The organism is Costertonia aggregata (assembly GCF_013402795.1).
In the GTDB taxonomy this organism is placed as follows: domain Bacteria; phylum Bacteroidota; class Bacteroidia; order Flavobacteriales; family Flavobacteriaceae; genus Costertonia; species Costertonia aggregata.
The window spans coordinates 3,283,269-3,301,784 of the sequence record NZ_CP058595.1; the positions used below are offsets into that span (position 1 = coordinate 3,283,269).

General features: G+C 40.3%; 11 protein-coding genes and 3 tRNA genes. 7 read left to right on the forward strand and 7 right to left on the reverse strand.

The window, feature by feature from the left end:
- Nucleotides 1-65 precede the first annotated feature (65 nt).
- The 3 genes from thrC to thrA are packed head-to-tail and all read right to left on the reverse strand — an operon-like array spanning nucleotide 66 to nucleotide 4,817.
- A complete protein-coding gene (thrC, locus tag HYG79_RS15195) occupies nucleotides 66-1,361 on the reverse strand; it encodes a threonine synthase (protein ID WP_179242918.1) in 1,296 nt (431 codons plus the stop codon).
- A 56-nt stretch (nucleotides 1,362-1,417) separates the two neighbouring features.
- Complete coding sequence (locus HYG79_RS15200; RefSeq protein WP_179242919.1) at nucleotides 1,418-2,338, reverse strand: homoserine kinase; 921 nt, start codon at nucleotides 2,336-2,338, stop codon at nucleotides 1,418-1,420.
- Between the two features lie 34 nt (nucleotides 2,339-2,372).
- The gene (thrA, locus tag HYG79_RS15205; RefSeq protein ID WP_179242920.1) at nucleotides 2,373-4,817 is read right to left on the reverse strand and encodes a bifunctional aspartate kinase/homoserine dehydrogenase I; all 2,445 of its coding nucleotides are present in this window, start codon (nucleotides 4,815-4,817) and stop codon (nucleotides 2,373-2,375) included.
- Between the two features lie 260 nt (nucleotides 4,818-5,077).
- Here thrA and HYG79_RS15210 point away from each other — a divergent pair, with 260 nt between their 5' ends.
- Nucleotides 5,078-6,616: an NAD(P)H-hydrate dehydratase gene (locus HYG79_RS15210; protein ID WP_179242921.1), complete on the forward strand. Its 1,539-nt coding sequence runs from the start codon at nucleotides 5,078-5,080 to the stop codon at nucleotides 6,614-6,616.
- A gap of 10 nt (nucleotides 6,617-6,626) precedes the next feature.
- Here HYG79_RS15210 and HYG79_RS15215 read toward each other — a convergent pair whose 3' ends face one another.
- Together HYG79_RS15215 and HYG79_RS15220 are read right to left on the reverse strand one after the other, a co-directional pair.
- Nucleotides 6,627-7,028 carry an STAS/SEC14 domain-containing protein gene (locus tag HYG79_RS15215; RefSeq protein ID WP_179242922.1) on the reverse strand — a complete coding sequence of 134 codons (402 nt, stop codon included), beginning with the start codon at nucleotides 7,026-7,028 and terminating at the stop codon, nucleotides 6,627-6,629.
- 190 nt (nucleotides 7,029-7,218) lie between these two features.
- Complete coding sequence (locus HYG79_RS15220) at nucleotides 7,219-9,774, reverse strand: ATP-dependent Clp protease ATP-binding subunit (RefSeq protein WP_179242923.1); 2,556 nt, start codon at nucleotides 9,772-9,774, stop codon at nucleotides 7,219-7,221.
- A 258-nt stretch (nucleotides 9,775-10,032) separates the two neighbouring features.
- On the opposite strand from HYG79_RS15220, the gene gyrA reads away from it, so the two are divergent.
- A complete protein-coding gene (gyrA, locus tag HYG79_RS15225; RefSeq protein ID WP_179242924.1) occupies nucleotides 10,033-12,567 on the forward strand; it encodes a DNA gyrase subunit A in 2,535 nt (844 codons plus the stop codon).
- 25 nt (nucleotides 12,568-12,592) lie between these two features.
- A complete protein-coding gene (locus HYG79_RS15230; protein ID WP_179242925.1) occupies nucleotides 12,593-13,855 on the forward strand; it encodes a tetratricopeptide repeat protein in 1,263 nt (420 codons plus the stop codon).
- A 50-nt stretch (nucleotides 13,856-13,905) separates the two neighbouring features.
- Here HYG79_RS15230 and HYG79_RS15235 read toward each other — a convergent pair whose 3' ends face one another.
- Nucleotides 13,906-14,658, reverse strand: a complete 753-nt coding sequence (locus HYG79_RS15235) for a C40 family peptidase (RefSeq protein WP_179242926.1) — start codon at nucleotides 14,656-14,658, stop codon at nucleotides 13,906-13,908.
- Nucleotides 14,659-14,680: 22 nt separating this feature from the next.
- The gene (locus HYG79_RS15240; protein WP_179242927.1) at nucleotides 14,681-15,856 is read right to left on the reverse strand and encodes an acetyl-CoA C-acyltransferase; all 1,176 of its coding nucleotides are present in this window, start codon (nucleotides 15,854-15,856) and stop codon (nucleotides 14,681-14,683) included.
- A gap of 194 nt (nucleotides 15,857-16,050) precedes the next feature.
- Here HYG79_RS15240 and HYG79_RS15245 point away from each other — a divergent pair, with 194 nt between their 5' ends.
- The 4 genes from HYG79_RS15245 (at nucleotide 16,051) to HYG79_RS15260 (ending at nucleotide 18,516) form a co-directional block, all read left to right on the forward strand.
- Complete coding sequence (locus HYG79_RS15245; protein WP_179242928.1) at nucleotides 16,051-18,099, forward strand: HD family phosphohydrolase; 2,049 nt, start codon at nucleotides 16,051-16,053, stop codon at nucleotides 18,097-18,099.
- 110 nt (nucleotides 18,100-18,209) lie between these two features.
- Nucleotides 18,210-18,293 (forward strand) — tRNA-Ser (locus HYG79_RS15250).
- A gap of 26 nt (nucleotides 18,294-18,319) precedes the next feature.
- Nucleotides 18,320-18,394: transfer RNA gene (locus HYG79_RS15255), tRNA-Pro, on the forward strand.
- A gap of 48 nt (nucleotides 18,395-18,442) precedes the next feature.
- Nucleotides 18,443-18,516 (forward strand) — tRNA-Arg (locus HYG79_RS15260).

Sequence of the window (18,516 nt, forward strand, 5' to 3'; positions counted from 1 at the left end):
AAGCTATTGAATAATTTAAGGATGAAAAAAAGGATTTATACATATTCAAGTACTGTCACCAATATTTAGGTGTTTAATAAAAATGATTTCATTTCCCCATATGTTTCAATTTTAATGGATTTCTTTTCTTTATCCATTATTTTTTGAATTTGTGGCGGAATAGCAACGGAAATTCCCAAAGTTTCCTCAACTACATCCAAAAATTTGACGGGATGGGCGGTCTCTAGAAATATGCCGTATGTATTCGAATGGTTGGCTTGATACTTTTTTACACCCAAATATCCTACGGCACCATGTGGGTCGGTTATATAACCATTTTCCTTGAATACCGTCTTCATAGCGATTTTGGTTTCGGAATCCGAAAATGAAAAAGAGGACAAATTCTTGGAAAGTTGTTCAAAATTTTCCCTATACAAATGGCGTATGCGGATGAAATTGCTGGGGTCCCCAACATCCATGGCATTTGAAATAGTGGCCGTAGAAGATTTTGGGGTATACGTTTCTGTAGTCATATATCTGGGTACGGTATCGTTCACATTGGTAGCCGCTACAAAATGTTTTATGGGCATTCCCAATTTTTGCGCCACCATGCCAGCGCAGATATTGCCAAAATTTCCCGACGGTACGGAAAAAATCATTTCTTTTCCTTTGGATTTAACCTGTTTATAGGCAAATAGAAAATAGAAGAGCTGGGGTAACCAACGTGCTACGTTTATTGAGTTTGCCGAGGTCAATTGCATATTTCTCAATAATTCTTTATCTAAAAAAGCGGTTTTGACCATGTTTTGGCAATCGTCGAATGTACCATCTACTTCCAAAGCGGAAATATTTTGCCCTAGGGTGGTCAACTGCTTTTCCTGTATATGGCTTACCTTGCCACAAGGGTATAGAATGACCACTTTTACACCATTAACACCTAAAAACCCATTGGCTACTGCACCACCTGTGTCACCTGAGGTAGCGACCAAGACCGTAACTTCGGTATTTTCTCCTTCAGAAAAATATCCCAAACACTGCGCCATAAAACGTGCACCAACGTCTTTAAAAGCCATGGTAGGACCATGAAAAAGCTCAAGAGTGGCTATGTTTTCCTTGATTTTGACAACGGGAAAATCAAAGTCCAACACTTCTTTTATTATTTGTTTTAAGACTTTATCGGGGATATCCTCTTTTACAAATTGATGGATAGCCGTAAAGGCGATTTCTTTATTGCTTAGAGCGTCAATTGATTCAAAAAACGAGTTGGGAAGTGGATCAATACGTTCCGGAAAGTATAATCCCTTGTCCGGCGCAATTCCTTTGATAACAGCTTCTTTGAAAGATACGTTCGGTGCTTTATGGTTTAGGCTGTAGAAGTTCAATTCGTAAAGTTTATTGGTTTATGCGTTTGATAAGTTTTTTTATAAAAGGCCATTCTTCATATGACTTTTATTCCCTCGATATTTATGGGAGAAACATGAACATCATATTCAATTCCTATTTTTTGATAAACGGTTTTCATTGAATGCCTTACTTTTTCTGCGTTTTCTTTTCCTTGGCTTAATGCAAAGATAGACGGTCCGGAGCCCGAAATACCACAACCCAAAGCTCCAGATTCTATGGCACTTGATTTTATTTTGTCAAACCCCGGAATCAGCATGGAACGGATGGGTTCAACGATATGATCTACCAAAGATCGACTTATTAAATCATAATCGTCCATAAAAAGTCCGGCAACCAAACCGCCAACATTGCCCCATTGCTTTATACCATCCTCCAAAGAAAGGCTGGTTTTCAGAATTTTTCTTGAATCGGATGTTTTTATTTCAATTTGTGGATGTATTACTGTGGCAAACAATTGGGAAGGACTGGGTATCTGCACAATATCAAGCGGTTCGTAACTGCGTATCAAAGTGAAACCACCAAATAGGGCCGGGGCCACATTGTCGGCATGGGCGACTCCACTCGCCAATCGCTCACCTTCCATGGCAAATTTTACCAACTGTAATTTTGAAAATGGGTTACCCAGCAGTTTGTTCATGCCCCATACGGCACCTGAGGAACTTGCCGCACTGCTGCCGATACCACTGCCCGCCTTTATTTTCTTGTGGATTTTTATTTCGAAACCGCCATCGTAATCGCTTTCGGCCAGGAGTGCAAGACCCGCCACTCCGGCAACGTTTAAATGCGTGTCTTTGGGGAGGTGCTGCCCGGTCAATTCGGTAATTTTAACACCTTTCGTAGCCACCTTTTTAATTACCATTTCGTCCCCAACGGAATCCAAGGCGACGCCCATGACATCAAAACCACATGAGATATTGGCTATGGTTCCAGGGCAGAATATTTTTATTTCTTTCATAAGTAATGCATTACAATTGATACGCTTTTTAAGGTTAAAAATTTCCGATTCTAACAATATCGGCAAAGATACCAGAAGCTGTAACATCGGCTCCTGCGCCAGCTCCTTTGATAATCATCGGCTGGTCGGGATAACGTTTCGTATAAAACAGCACAATATTGTCGCTGCCTTCCAAATTGTAAAAATCATGACCTTTTGGTATCTCTTGAAGCCCTACGCTTGCTTTTCCCTCTTCAAATCGTGCTACGTATTTTAACTTACTGTCTTTGGCGGCCGCAGCCGCATATATTTTTTGAAATTCGGCTTCATATTTTTTCAGTGAAGCGAAAAAGTCAGTATTATTATTGGTTTCCAGACTTTCCTTAGGTAAAAAAGATTGATTTTCAATGGCATCGATTTCAAGCTGCTTCCCACTTTCCCTTGCTAAAATCAAGATTTTGCGCATCACATCTATACCGCTCAAATCAATTTTGGGGTCGGGTTCTGTGTAGCCTTCTTTTTGGGCTTTTTTTACGACGTCGTGAAAGGTGGTTTTATCATTGAAGTTATTGAAAACAAAATTAAGACTGCCCGAAAGAACCGCCTGTATTTTTAATATTTCATCGCCCGAAGCAACTAAATGTTTGAGCGTATCAATGATGGGGAGCCCGGCTCCTACATTGGTTTCGAACAAAAAGGGTGCGTTATAGATACGTGCCAATTCTTTAAGTGCACTATAATTTGAATATTCCGAGGAACAGGCGATTTTATTACATGTGACTACAGATATACTGTTGGCCAAATAGGTGTTGTAAGTTGCCGCAACCTCTTCACTTGCGGTATTGTCCACAAAGATACTATTGCGATAATTTAGTTCTTGAACAGTATCAAAAAAATTGGTTTTATCCGCTTTTAGTCCGTTTTTTAAGATTGATTCCCAATTGTTTAAATCAATACCGTTATCATCAAAGGCCATTGTTCTAGAATTGGATATTCCTATGATTCTGACATTCAATTTGAGTTGCTCTTTTAGGTATTTTTTTTGTTGGCGCAATTGCGCTATGAATTTTGACCCAACATTGCCCACGCCCATGACAAAAAGGTTGAGTTGTTTGATATTTTCTTCGAAAAAGGCTTCATGAAGGGCGTTCAGTGCTTTTTTTACATCATTTTTATTGACTACCGCCGAAATATTACGTTCCGAAGCTCCCTGCGCAATGGCCCTGATATTCACATTGTTCTTACCAAGGGTGCTGAACATTTTTCCGCTTAGCCCCTGATGTTTTTTCATATTGTCACCGACAAGGGCAACAATGGCTAAATCCATTTCTGCAATGATGGGTTTTATTTTTTCACGCTCCATTTCATATGCAAAAGCTCTATTTACAGTCGATACCGCTTTTTCAACATCGTATATGGATATTCCTACACAAATAGAATGTTCGGAAGAGGCTTGGGTAATCAGCACTACGCTGATATCGGAGGTGGACAGCTCTTCAAAAAAACGTTTGGATATCCCAGGAATACCCACCATACCAGGTCCTTCTAGGGATAATAAGGCTATGTTCTCGATATGGGTTATGCCACGTACCGTTCTACCGTTTATATTTTTATTTTTAGTGATCAATGTTCCCTCTTTCTTGGGTTCGAACGTATTTTTGATACAAATTGGAATACCTTTTGAAAGCACGGGTTGTATGGTCGGGGGGTATAGGACTTTGGCACCAAAGTGCGATAGCTCCATGGCTTCTTCGTAAGAGATTTGCGGTATGGCCTTCGCCTGTTTCACCAATTTAGGGTTTGCCGTATACATACCGCTGACATCTGTCCAAATTTCCAAAATGTTTGCATTTACCGCTGCGGCCACAATCGCTGCGGTATAATCCGAACCGCCACGGCCCAACGTAGTTAAGTTTCCATTATCGGAAGAAGCTATAAAACCGGCCATTACCAATACTTGGGTATCGGTTTGGTCTACGAATGTGGAGCAGTTGGTATTGGTCTTATCAAAATTGACCACAGCTTTACCATTGGTATCGTTAGTTTTAATCAATTCCCTGCTATCGGCATAAGAAGTGCTCACACCCTGTTCTTGAAAGTATTTACTTATTATATAGGATGACAAAAGCTCGCCGTAGCTAACAATTTTGTCTGAAAGCTTTGGGGTGATCTCACCAATGAGAAATGCACCTTCCAAAAGAGTTTCCAAGGTATTCAGTTCACTTTTTACTTTACTTAGGATTCCACTTTGCGATTGTACGGGAATGAGTTCTTTTACGGTATTAAGGTGGCGTTCTTCGATTTCTTTAAGGATTGATTTGTAATCACTATTCTGCTGTGATGCCAAACGGGCCGTGTTCAAAAGCAAATCGGTAATCCCGCCCAATGCGGAGACAACCACTATTATTCTCTCTGTTTTGGATTTAGCAACAATATCCTTTACTAAACGTATATTTTTTGCGCTGGCTACAGATGTGCCACCAAATTTTAGAACTTTCATTATAGAAACGATTAAAAAAGTAATTTTTGAATGAGATAAAACGTAACGACGAGTATAAATAGTAGTTTACCCCAAAGGGGTATTGGTGCCCAATGTGGTTTTGGTGCTTTCAGAAGAAGCAAAGTAACTTAAAACTGTATGTTCGTAAGTAGAATACATTGTTCCGATTAAAGATTCAAATGTAGTACTTTTGGTTTTTTAAACAAGTGTTCCTCCATATTTTTACGGAATCCATAATAATTGATAAATATCCTTACCGAATGAAGCTTTTTTCCGCCGAGCAGATATATGCTGCTGATAAATTCACGATCCAGAAACAAAAAATTGGTAGTGATGAATTAATGGAGCGAGCCGCCGTTCAAATTTTTAACTGGTTGCATACCCGTATGCAGGGAGCTCAGGTCAAAATTCATTTGTTTTGTGGAATAGGGAACAATGGCGGGGATGGCATAGCGCTAGCAAGGCATTTACAGGAACATGGGTACAATATCGCGGTGTATGTCGTAAATTATAGTAAAACACGTTCCAAAGATTTTTTAATCAATTTAGAGCGACTCAAAGACCGAAAAATCTGGCCTGAGTTTTTAGATTCGGACTGTGAACTACCTGAAATAGGTAAAGACGATGTTATCGTAGATGCTATTTTCGGAATAGGGCTAAATAGAAATCCAGAAAAGTGGGTGGTTAACCTTATGAAGCATTTGGATGTATCCCAAGCCTTTGTCCTTTCGGTAGATATCCCATCGGGGTTGTTCATGAACAAACCGCCCGATAATGAGGATTTTGTCGTCAAAGCTAACCACACATTGAGCTTTCAAGCACCAAAATTGGTTTTTTTCCTTCCCCAGACCGGCAGATTTACCGATACTTGGGAAGTACTGGACATTGGCCTTGATACCGAATATCTTGCAACGACCAAAAGCGAGTTTGAGCTAATAGGTAAAAATGAAGTATTGCCTTTATACCTTCCAAGGAAAAAGTTTTCCCATAAAGGCACTTATGGCCACAGTTTATTAATCGGTGGGAGTTTGGGCAAAATGGGTGCCGTACATTTGTCTGCAAAAGCTTGCTTGTACGCTGGTAGTGGTTTGGTTACGGCATACGTTCCCCAATGTGGTACATTACCGTTACAGACCAATATACCCGAAGTAATGGTTGCAACCGATACCAATGAGACTCAAATTTCAAAGATAGAGCATCATTTTGAGCCGTCAGCCATAGGTATTGGTATAGGAATGGGAACCCACGACAAAACTATCAAGGCTTTTTCCGGTTTTATGGAAAATAACAAAGTTCCCTTGGTTATCGATGCCGATGGTTTGAACATTTTGTCCCAAAATAAGGAGCTATTAAAAAAATTGCCGGCTCAAACGATCTTGACCCCACATCCTAAAGAACTGGAACGTTTGATCGGAAAATGGAAGGATGATTTTGAAAAGCTAAAAAAAGTCAAAGCTTTCTCTAAAAAATGGGACTGTATCATAATCATAAAAGGGGCACATACGATAATCGTTCATGAACGTATGGGATATATCAATACAACAGGTAACCCTGGAATGGCAACTGCTGGAAGTGGGGATGTTTTGACAGGTATCATAACCGGATTGATTGCTCAAGGTTATATTCCGTTACATGCAGCAATGTTTGGGGTGTATCTGCATGGTAGGGCCGGGGACATGGCCATTGAAAAAACCGGATACCAATCTTTGACCGCCACTCGTATCATAGAAGCTATTGGGAAAGCCTATATCGATTTGTTTGCAGTGCCCGAACAGCCACAAGTCCAAGAAGAAAAATAGACTAACACCATTATTTGCTTTTTACCCTGCGTTTTACCCAAGACAGTGCGTTTTCAAACTCTATGAAGAACTTCATATTCTTTTTATAGAATAGTTTTTCCACTTTAAAATTATGCATGTCTATTTCCTTTACGGAGACTATTGCCATGGCCCTAAGGTTTTCCAATTCCCTAAGATATGTGTAAATGGTCGGGTCAATGGCATAGGAATGTTTACGCAAGCTTATGTAGCCAAAGTTTCTTTCCCTGTAATGAATTTCTGCGATACCTATGATTTGATATGCCCTTTCCAGGGTTAGGGTCGACCCTTCGTTGAAAATGGATACCATATAATCATCATAAACCTGTATTTTACCAATGTCAAGGATGTATTCCCTAACAATGATTTTATTTTTTACTGGGCGAACTTTCATTTTTCGGTAAGTATTATAGTGTGTCTAAGACGAAAGTATTGCTATGTCGCAGGTAATTGAAATATAATAGATGAATAGCGCAAATATCGTTTGTACGGTTAGAAATTTTCACTAGATAATTATGTATGATGCATAAGAAAAAAGGAAGCCGTTACTAACGGCTTCCTTTAATTGAAACTAGTGTTTTTAATTACGCCTTTGACGATTTTGCAGCTTTCTTGATTTTAATGGTCAATTCTTCTTTCTTTTCATCAAAATCCATTGCAATGGCATCGCCCTCTTCTAATTTTGAATTTACGATTTCCTCTGCCAGGGCATCTTCAATATACTTTTGAATAGCTCTTTTTAGAGGTCTAGCACCATATTGCTTATCAAAACCTTTATCCGCGATATAGTCCTTGGCCTTTTCTGAGAGTTTAAGGTCATACCCTATATCCTTGATACGGCTGAACAACTTTTTCAACTCGATGTCAATGATTTTATGAATGTCTTCTCTTTCCAACGAATTGAATACGACAACATCATCTATCCTATTGAGAAATTCAGGGGCAAAAGCTTTTTTAAGTGCACTTTCAATCACACTTTTTTGGTGTGTATCTGCTTGTGATTTCATGGCTGCGGTACCGAAGCCGACACCTTGTCCGAAATCTTTCAATTTACGTGCTCCTATATTGGAGGTCATGATAATGATAGTATTCCTAAAATCGATTTTTCTACCTAAGCTATCCGTTAAAAAACCATCATCCAACACCTGTAACATCATATTGAACACATCTGGATGTGCTTTCTCGACTTCGTCAAGCAGTACCACGGAATATGGTTTTCTTCGTACTTTTTCGGTTAACTGACCCCCTTCTTCGTAACCTACGTATCCTGGAGGTGCTCCAACGAGTCTAGAAATGGCGAATTTTTCCATGTATTCGCTCATGTCTATTCTAATTAATGCATCCTCGGAGTCAAATAGTTCTTTCGCCAGTACTTTGGCCAGTTGGGTTTTGCCTACCCCGGTTTGTCCTAAAAAGATGAACGATCCAATGGGTTTGTTTGGGTCTTTGAGTCCAGCTCTGTTTCGTTGAATTGCTTTGGCGACTTTGGCGACGGCCTCATCTTGTCCGATTACGTTTCCTTTGATCAGGTCGGGCAATTCAGCCAATTTATTGCTTTCGGTCTGTGCAATCCGATTTACAGGGATACCGCTCATCATGGAAACCACATCCGCCACATTGTCATCGGTTACGATTTCGCGATGTAGTTTGCTATCTTCTTCCCATTTTTCCTGGGCAGATGCCAAATCTTTTTCAATGCGTTTTTCGTCATCCCTTAATTTGGCGGCTTCTTCGTACCGTTGTTTTTTGACGACACTGTTTTTAAGCTCGCGCACATCTTCTAATTGTTTCTCTAGCTCCAAAATTTGTTTGGGGACGTCCATATTAACGATGTGAACCCTAGAACCGGCTTCGTCCAAAGCATCGATGGCCTTGTCCGGTAAAAATCTGTCGGTCATATACCTATTAGTCAACTTCACGCAAGCGGTAATCGCTTCGTCTGTATAGTTGACATTGTGGTGGTCCTCGTATTTGCCTTTTATGTTTTGAAGTATCTCAATAGTTTCCTCAACGGTAGTGGGTTCAACCATTACTTTCTGAAAACGCCTCTCAAGGGCACCATCTTTTTCAATATACTGTCTATACTCGTCGAGTGTAGTAGCTCCGATACATTGAATTTCTCCCCTGGCCAGTGCCGGTTTGAACATATTGGAAGCATCTAGGCTTCCAGTGGCACCACCAGCACCGACAATGGTATGTATTTCATCGATAAAGAGAATAACGTCATCATTCTTTTCCAATTCGTTCATAACGGCCTTCATACGCTCCTCAAATTGGCCACGATATTTGGTGCCAGCCACCAAGGAAGCCAAATCCAAGGTAACTACACGTTTTCCATAAAGAATGCGAGATACTTTTTTATTGATGATGCGTAAAGCCAGACCTTCGGCAATGGCACTTTTACCAACTCCGGGCTCACCAATGAGTAGCGGGTTGTTCTTTTTTCTTCTGCTCAGTATCTGGGAAACCCTTTCAATCTCTTTTTCCCGACCCACTACCGGGTCTAACTTGTTCTCTTCGGCCATTTTGGTAAGGTCACGACCAAAGTTGTCCAAAACGGGCGTTTTGGATTTTTTATTTCCTTTTTGATTGCCAGAGTTGCCGAACGTACCTTCTTTGCCCTCACCAGCTTCATCGGAATCGTTATCGCTTGGAAAAGATTCTGATGTTGGGTTGTCTATAAAATCATCATCACTGGTAATCATTGATTTAAACTGCTCTTTTACCCCATCATAATCTACCTTTAGTTTATGGAGCAGTTTTGTTGTGGGATCATTCTCGTTTCTCAAAATGCACAACAATAAATGGGCGGTGTTTATCGAAGAGCTCTGAAAAAGCTTCGCCTCTAAAAACGTGGTTTTCAATGCACGCTCCGCTTGTCTTGTCAGGTGAAGGTTTTTTTTGTCTTTTTGTATGTTACCGGAATTTGGATTAGCCGGGCTGAGAATTTCGACCTTTCTTCTCAGATGGTCCAAATCTACGTCCAAGGCATCCAAAATACTTATCGCTTTTCCATTTCCGTCTCTGAGTAGCCCCAACATTAAATGTTCGGTCCCTATAAAATCGTGACCCAACCGTAATGCCTCTTCTTTGCTGTACGCAATTACATCTTTTACTCTAGGGGAAAAATTATCATCCATAAATTATCCTTTCAACTTTAAAAATAGTAAATCTATTTCACACATGGGCAAATACCATACCCATATTCGACAAACTAGGTCTAAATGACGAAAAAAACCACCATTTACAAAAAAATTAACATCTAAATTATCAACGAAAACGTGGCCCGTAAGTGTTGATAAATTGTTTAATAAAGTAGCTTGACAATGCTTCAAAAGATGTCATTTTACGTATATTGGCATGTTTTTTTAACGTTATAAATTAAGAAGATTCCAAATATGGCTGAAGGAGAAAAATTGATTCCTATTAACATTGAAGACGAGATGAAATCCGCCTACATTGATTATTCGATGTCGGTCATTGTGTCACGTGCCCTGCCCGATGTCAGAGACGGTCTAAAACCGGTGCACAGAAGGGTTTTGTATGGCATGTACGAATTAGGGGTGCGTTCTACCAGTGCACATAAGAAATCTGCACGTATCGTAGGTGAGGTATTGGGTAAATACCACCCGCATGGCGATACTTCGGTCTATGATTCTATGGTGCGAATGGCACAGGAATGGAGCTTGCGGTATATGTTGGTCGATGGTCAGGGTAACTTTGGTTCGGTTGATGGCGATAGCCCTGCCGCCATGCGTTACACTGAGGCGAGAATGCGGCGCATCGCTGATGATATGCTTGCGGACATAGATAAAGATACGGTTGACCATCAATTGAATTTTGACGATTCTTTGGAAGAACCTACGGTCTTACCTACTAGGGTCCCTCAACTATTGATCAACGGCGCATCGGGTATAGCAGTGGGTATGGCGACCAATATGCCGCCACATAACCTTTCCGAAGTTGTTGACGGTACGATTGCATACATTGACAATACAGAAATAGAAATTGACGAACTGATAACCCACATCAAAGCCCCGGATTTTCCGACCGGAGGTATTATTTATGGTTACGACGGGGTCAAAGAAGCGTTCCATACCGGTCGTGGTCGAGTAGTAATGCGGGCCAAGGCCAGTATCGAAGAAGTACAGGGCAGGGAATGTATTGTCGTGAAAGAAATTCCGTACCAGGTCAATAAGGCAGATATGATCAAGAAGACTGCCGATTTGGTCAATGATAAAAAAATAGAAGGCATTTCTACCATTCGCGACGAGTCGGATAGAAAAGGGATGCGTATAGTTTACATATTGAAAAGGGATGCCATTCCCAATATTGTTTTAAATACGTTATACAAATACACTGCTTTACAATCCTCTTTCAGCGTAAACAATATTGCATTGGTCAACGGAAGACCCCAATTATTGAACCTAAAGGAAATCATTCATTATTTTGTTGAGCATAGGCATGAAGTTGTCGTAAGGCGTACAAAGTTTGAGCTCAAAAAGGCCGAGGACAGAGCTCATATTTTGGAAGGTCTCATTATTGCCTCGGACAATATTGATGAGGTCATAAAAATAATACGTGCCTCTTCAAATGCCGATGAGGCCAGGGAGAATTTGATGGAACGCTTTAAGCTTACCGAAATCCAGGCCAAGGCCATAGTTGAAATGCGATTGCGCCAACTCACCGGTCTTGAACAGGATAAGCTTAGGTCCGAGTACGATGAAATTATCAAGACTATCGCCGATTTAAAGGACATTCTTGAAAAGAAAGACCGTAGAATGGCCATCATCAAAGACGAATTACTTGAAGTCAAGCAAAAATATGGTGATGAAAGACGCTCGGAAATCAATTTTGCCGGTGGGGATTTAAGTATAGAAGATATGATTCCCGATGAGCAGGTGGTCATTACCATATCCCATGCAGGATATATCAAAAGAACACCGCTTACCGAATATAAGACCCAAAATAGGGGAGGAGTAGGCCAAAAAGCATCTTCAACAAGAAATGAAGACTTTTTGGAGCACCTCTTCGTGGGAACCAACCACCAGTACATGCTGTTCTTTACCCAAAAAGGAAAATGCTTTTGGATGCGGGTATATGAAATTCCGGAAGGTAGCAGAACCTTCAAAGGTAGGGCCATACAAAACCTAATCAATATAGAAAGTGATGATAAGGTAAAAGCTTTCATATGTACCCAAGATTTAAAGGACGAGGATTATGTGAACAGCCATTACGTAATTATGGCGACCAAAAAGGGTACGGTCAAGAAAACTTCATTGGAACAATATTCGCGACCAAGGCAAAACGGTATAAACGCTATAACCATTCGGGAGGACGATGAATTGCTAGAAGCGAAACTGACTACGGGCACAAGCCAAATTTTCCTAGGTTTAAAATCCGGTAAGGCCATTAGGTTTGAAGAGGGGAAAACCCGACCTATGGGAAGAAACGCTTCGGGGGTCAGGGGAATTCGATTAGCGAACGACAATGATGAGGTCATAGGCATGGTTTCAGTGCATAATTTTGAGGATGAGTTATTGGTCGTGTCCGAAAACGGTTATGGCAAACGTTCCAGTATTGATGATTATAGAATTACGAATAGAGGAGGTAAGGGGGTAAAGACCATTTCCATCACCGATAAAACAGGTGGCCTTGTTGCCATTAAAAACGTTACCGATTCCGATGATTTGATGATCATCAACAAATCGGGCATCGCTATCAGAATGAGCGTTGAAGACCTTCGTGTAATGGGCAGGGCAACCCAGGGCGTTAAGCTCATTAACATCAAAGGTGACGATTCTATAGCCGCGGTCGCAAAAGTAATGAAAGATGAAGATGATATTGCAGATACCGACATTATGGATATCGAGGTCGATGCCGAAGAAGATGGCACGGCTCTTGATAATGATAGCCCGGAAACAAAAGAATAATAATTTAAACACTAATATTTTTAATATGAAAACTAAAGTTTTAATCCTTTCGGCAATGACTTTTTCGTTGGTGGGATTCGCACAAAAATCCGAATTGAAAACTGCTGAAAAAGAACTCAAAAATGGTAATAATGCCGCAGCCAAAACCGCTTTGGAAAGTGCTTCCCCACTTATGAGCGGTGCTGATGCCAAGTACAAGGCACAATATCAATTTTTATTGGGAGAGGTAAATTATAATATGGCCAAAGGTGGTGATACCAGCGCCTTTGACTCGGCAATTTCTGCCTATAACGAAGTTGTTGCGATTGAAGAAGCATCGGGCAAATCAAAATATACTGCCGATGCCAAACAAAAAATGCAAGCGATGACTGCAGATTTGGTAAACTCGGCCGTGGAAGATAATGCGAACAAAAAATATAAAGAAGCAGCCGAAAAGCTTTATTTGAGTTATAAATTGAGCCCAAAGGACACCAATTATCTATATTTTGCCGCAAGTAGCTCGGTTACTGGGGGTGATTATGAAAAGGCACTTGATTACTACAATGAACTCAAGGAAATAGGTTATGATGGTAGTGGTGTGGTCTACAAAGCAAAGAATGTGGCTACGGGAGAAATGGAAGAAATGGACAAGGTCCAAAGAGACTTGATGGTGAAGTCCGGTACATACTCTGACCCTGTTGACGAGAAAACGCCATCAAAAACATCGGAAATAATCAAAAATATAGCATTGATATACACCCAACTGGGTCAAGACGATAAAGCACTGGAAGCTTATAAGGATGCTAGGGCCGATGACCCAAAGGATGTAACCCTAATTTTGAACGAAGCCAATTTATACTATAAATTAGGCGATAAGGAAAAGTTCAAGGAACTTATGGCAGAAGCAACCGCTGTTTCACCGGACAATCCCGATTTGTTCTACAATATTGGCGTAATCAATATGGAGCAAGGCAATATTCAAGAAGCCCGAGATGCTTACAAGAAGACTTTGGAAATAAACCCAGGGTATACAAACGCTCAATTGAACCTGTCTACGACTTATGTGAACGAGGGCAACGCTCTAATAGATGAAATGAACGAACTTGGTAACTCAAGAGCGGATATTGCACGTTACGATGAGTTGAAACAAAAGAAAGACGATTTGTTTATGGAAGGCGCAACGGTTCTCGAAGAAGCTTTAAAGACCAATCCGGGCAACCAGGGTATTCTAACTCAATTAAAGAATATTTATGGTGCTATGGGGGATAATGAAAACTTCATGAGAATCAAAAAACTGTTGGCAGAATAATCTTCAAATTTTAAAGAACAAAGGGCCTTGGTTTTTGACCAGGGCCTTTTTTATATGATTTTTTTGATGACCCTAAGCTTGTGCGTATAGTTTTTTAATTCGGTATTGAATATGCCTGTATGGTCCAAACGGTCAATTCTTACTTTTCCGTGGGAATGGATGATGTAGTTGTTTTTCATGATTATCCCGACATGGTCTATAATACCGTCGGGATTGTCAAAAAAAGCCAAATCGCCCGCCTCACTTTCTTCAATAAAGCTTAAGGCCTCACCCTGCACAGCCTGTTCAGAGGCATTTCTTGATAATTTATATCCATTGGTTCTGTAAGACATTTGCGTTAACCCGGAAGAATCTATCCCAAAGGGTGTTTTTCCACCCCATAGGAAAGGTGCGTTTAGATAAAGGAGTGCGGTATTCACTATATTTTCCTTATCATTTTGTCCAAAAGAGCATCCGCCTTCATGGGTATGCTTTAAACAAGGGGTCTCAGGTATGAACGAGCCTAAAATCAAAGGAATCAAAATATCGTGTTCCTTAGTAATGAACGATACCAGATCGGTCGTGATTTTTGTTGATTTTGAAGTATTTAGATTTTCATAATCGGTTTCCGAGATCAAAAGATACTGGTGATTATTTATCCATCCTTCGGCCTTGTCGAAAGCAATGCGTATTCTACTCCATTTTTTTTGTCGTTCCAACACTTTAAAATGTTCCCCATAAAGAAGTTGGGTCGTCATTTCACCCGTATCATTCGAAATATTTCTGACGGAAACAACGCTCAAATGGCAAATACCATACTGCATATAAAAAATTTAAGAGGAAAACTTAAACGGTTTCCAAAACAATCGCAGAAGCACCACCGCCACCATTACAAATAGCGGCAGCACCTAGTTTCCCGTTATTTTGTTGCATAACGCTAAGCAAGGTTATAACAATCCTTGCTCCCGAGCATCCTAAGGGATGTCCCAAAGAAACCGCACCGCCGTTTACATTAACGTTGGTGTCGGTCAACCCTAAAAGTTTCATGTTGGCCAAACCCACTACCGAAAATGCTTCGTTAAATTCGAAAAAATCGATTTCATCGATAGTCAACCCAGCTTTTTCCAAAGCTTTTGGTAGTGCTTTTGCAGGTGCTGTGGTAAACCATTTTGGTTCTTGGGCTGCATCGGCATAACTTTTAATGACGGCCAATGGCTTTAAGTCCAGCTCTTTTGCCTTATCCATGCTCATGAGTACCAAAGCAGCGGCACCATCGTTGATAGTAGATGCATTGGCAGCGGTAACCGTACCTTCTTTGGTGAAAGCTGCGCGCAAAGCAGGTATTTTTTCCAATTTAACATTTTTAAACTCCTCGTCCTCGGTCACTACTATGGGTTCGCCCCTTCTTTGCGGAACTTCTACGGGAACAACTTCATTATCAAATTTTCCAGTTTCCCAAGCTGCTGCGGAACGTTTGTAGGACTGTATGGCAAAATTATCCTGGTCTTCACGTGAAAAATTATGTTCAACGGCGCAGGCATCGGCACAGACACCCATGGCATTTTCATCATAAGCATCGACAAGGCCATCTTTCTGCATACCGTCAACGAGCGAGGTGGCTCCAAATTTCACCCCGTTTCTTATATGTACGTAATGTGGGATTAGGCTCATGTTTTCCATACCACCGGCCACAACGATTGAAGTATCCCCAAGAGCTATGGACTGTGCGGCCTGCATAATGGTTTTCATTCCCGAGGCACATACTTTATTTATGGTCGTACAGGGTACGGTATCTGGAATACCTGCATAAATAGCAGCCTGTCTGGCCGGGGCTTGTCCTGTTCCCGCCTGAACTACATTGCCCATTAGCACTTCTTGGACAGCCTCCGGATTAAGGTCAATTTTTTCCAAAGCCCCTTTAATAGCTATTGCACCAAGTTTTGGTGCGGGAATACTGGATAATTTTCCCATGAAACTTCCTATGGGAGTTCTGGCAACGGATACTATAACAACCTCTTTCATTTATACACGATTTATTGCTGCGAAATTAAGAAATTAAAGAATAAGGAAAACCCGTATACGTTATTTATGTAACAACCACGATTTAAGTTTTTCCCGTTACATTGCATAAATACGGTCATTTTCTACAAAGCGCATTGTTTGAAACAAGGTTTTGAAGTTTAATTTTCTATTTTTGACTTTATACATCTACACAAATGCGAAATTTTTTGGATAAGCTTTATAAAAATCAGTCTCTGATATATAAGTACGTCCTTTACTTTTTATCCATATTCCTTATTGTTTTCTTTCTTCCCAAGGGCGGGAAATTCAAGTATGAGTTCCAAAAAGGTAAACCCTGGCAGTATGAAAACCTGTATGCTCCGTTCGATTTTTCCATAAAAAAGAGCGATTCGGAAATCACTCAGGAAAAGAATGAAATCAAGGAAAAACAGCTGAGTTACTATAGGTATGACGAGAACGTAAAGGAAGAAGTATACGACCTATTTGAACAAAACTTTTCATCATATTTTGAACAATCAAACTTTAATCAAAATCAACTCAAACAGTTAAAATCCGTAGGCGAATCTATTCTCGATGATATTTATGCACAAGGTGTCTTGCGAAAAGGTAACCGAAATATGGACACCAAGGATATTTATTTGGTGTCGGACAATGAGGCCAAAAGACTCTCTGTGGATAGTTTTCTCAAGTTGGATGATATTGAAAGGTTGATTACCTTGAAGCTAAGCGCAAAAAGATTGGATGCTTATAGGTCTGTTTACGAGGAACTCATCCTTGACGCAATTAAGCCCAATGTTTTTTTGGATGAAAACCTTTCTAGAAAAGAATTGGAATCCGAACTTTCAAAAATATCCTACACAAGGGGTAATGTAGATGAAGGCAAGCTTATTGTCGCCAAGGGCGAAGTAGTGGAGTCTGAAAATTTAAAAATTCTGGAATCCTTAAAGGCCGAATACGAATCTGAACTATGGACGGCAAACAACTATTATTTTATACTTTTTGGTTACACGGTACTTGTAGCTTTGGTGTTGATGATGCTCTTGTTGTTTTTGAAAAAATACCGGAGAGCAATTTTTGATAACAATACGAAAGTTACCTTCATTTTTTTCAATATCCTGCAAATGGTATTTGTGACCACCTTGATCGTAAAATACAACGAAGCCTATATTTTTGTTGTACCGTTATGTATTCTTCCTTTGATTTTAAAGACATTTTTTGATGCTAGATTGGGGCTTTTTGTGCACGTATTAACTGTACTTATATTAGGTTTTGTGGTACCTAACAGCTTTGAGTACATTTTCTTGCAGATTATTGCGGGTATCGTTACAATTTTGACCGTATCGGAATTATACAAAAGAGCCAATCTTTTTATATCGGTAGGTCAGATTACCTTGATATACATAGTTGGTTATTTGGCCTTTCACATTATTCACGAAGGCAATCTAGATAATATAGTGTGGCTGGCCTTTGGTTTTTTTTTATTGAACGGTATGATAACCTTGTTTGCACAACCTCTAATTTATGTTTATGAAAAAATGTTCGGGCTTGTATCCGATGTGTCGCTGTTGGAACTTTCGGATACCAACTCCAAACTCTTAAAAGAACTATCAAACAAAGCCCCGGGAACATTTCATCATTCGTTACAGGTGGCCAATCTAGCCGAAGCAGCTGCCAATGAGATAGGGGCCAATGCCATGCTGACCAGGGTCGGTGCTTTGTACCACGATATCGGTAAAATGAACAATCCTACTTATTTTACCGAAAACCAAATCAGTAATGTCAACCCACATAATGACCTGGAACCAAATACCAGTGCTAAAATCATAATAGATCATGTTATCGAGGGTATTGAAATAGCTCGTAAAAACAATTTGCCCGACAGAATAATCGATTTTATACGCACCCACCACGGTACCAATCTGGTCTATTACTTTTACAAAAAACAGTCAGAACGCGAAGAAGGTGCAAAAGAGGAAAATTTTAAATACCCCGGACCAATACCATTTTCCAAAGAGACCGCAATATTAATGATGGCCGATTCGGTCGAGGCGGCTTCCAAAAGCTTGAAAAATCCCACCTTTTTGATTATTGATGAGTTTGTAGACAAGATTATCGGAGGGCAAATGCAGGCCAATCAGTTTTTGAACGCTAATATTACCTTTAAGGAAATCGAGATTATCAAAAAGGTTTTAAAGCAAAAATTGACCAATATTTACCACCTAAGAATAGAATACCCCGAGTAGATAAATGGCTTTATGTTTCTTCATCAAAAAAAGAACAAAAAAGTTGCGTTCTAATCTATGAAGAAGTACATTTGCATCCGCATTTTTATGCAGGTTCTTGAATGTTTTTAGGAGAGGTGCCGGAGTGGTAACGGAGCAGATTGCTAATCTGTCAGCGCGTAAGTGCTGCCTGGGTTCGAGTCCCAGTCTCTCCGCTTTATATTAAAATAGATAACGGTTTCGGGGTGTAGCGTAGCCCGGTTATCGCGCCGCGTTTGGGACGCGGAGGTCGCAGGTTCGAATCCTGCCACCCCGACAAAAGTTATCGCAAATCGTTTGCTTTTAAACAAATGGTTTTAGATTGGGTCGCGTAGCTCAGCTGGATAGAGCATCTGCCTTCTAAGCAGACGGTCAAAGGTTCGAATCCTTTCGCGATCA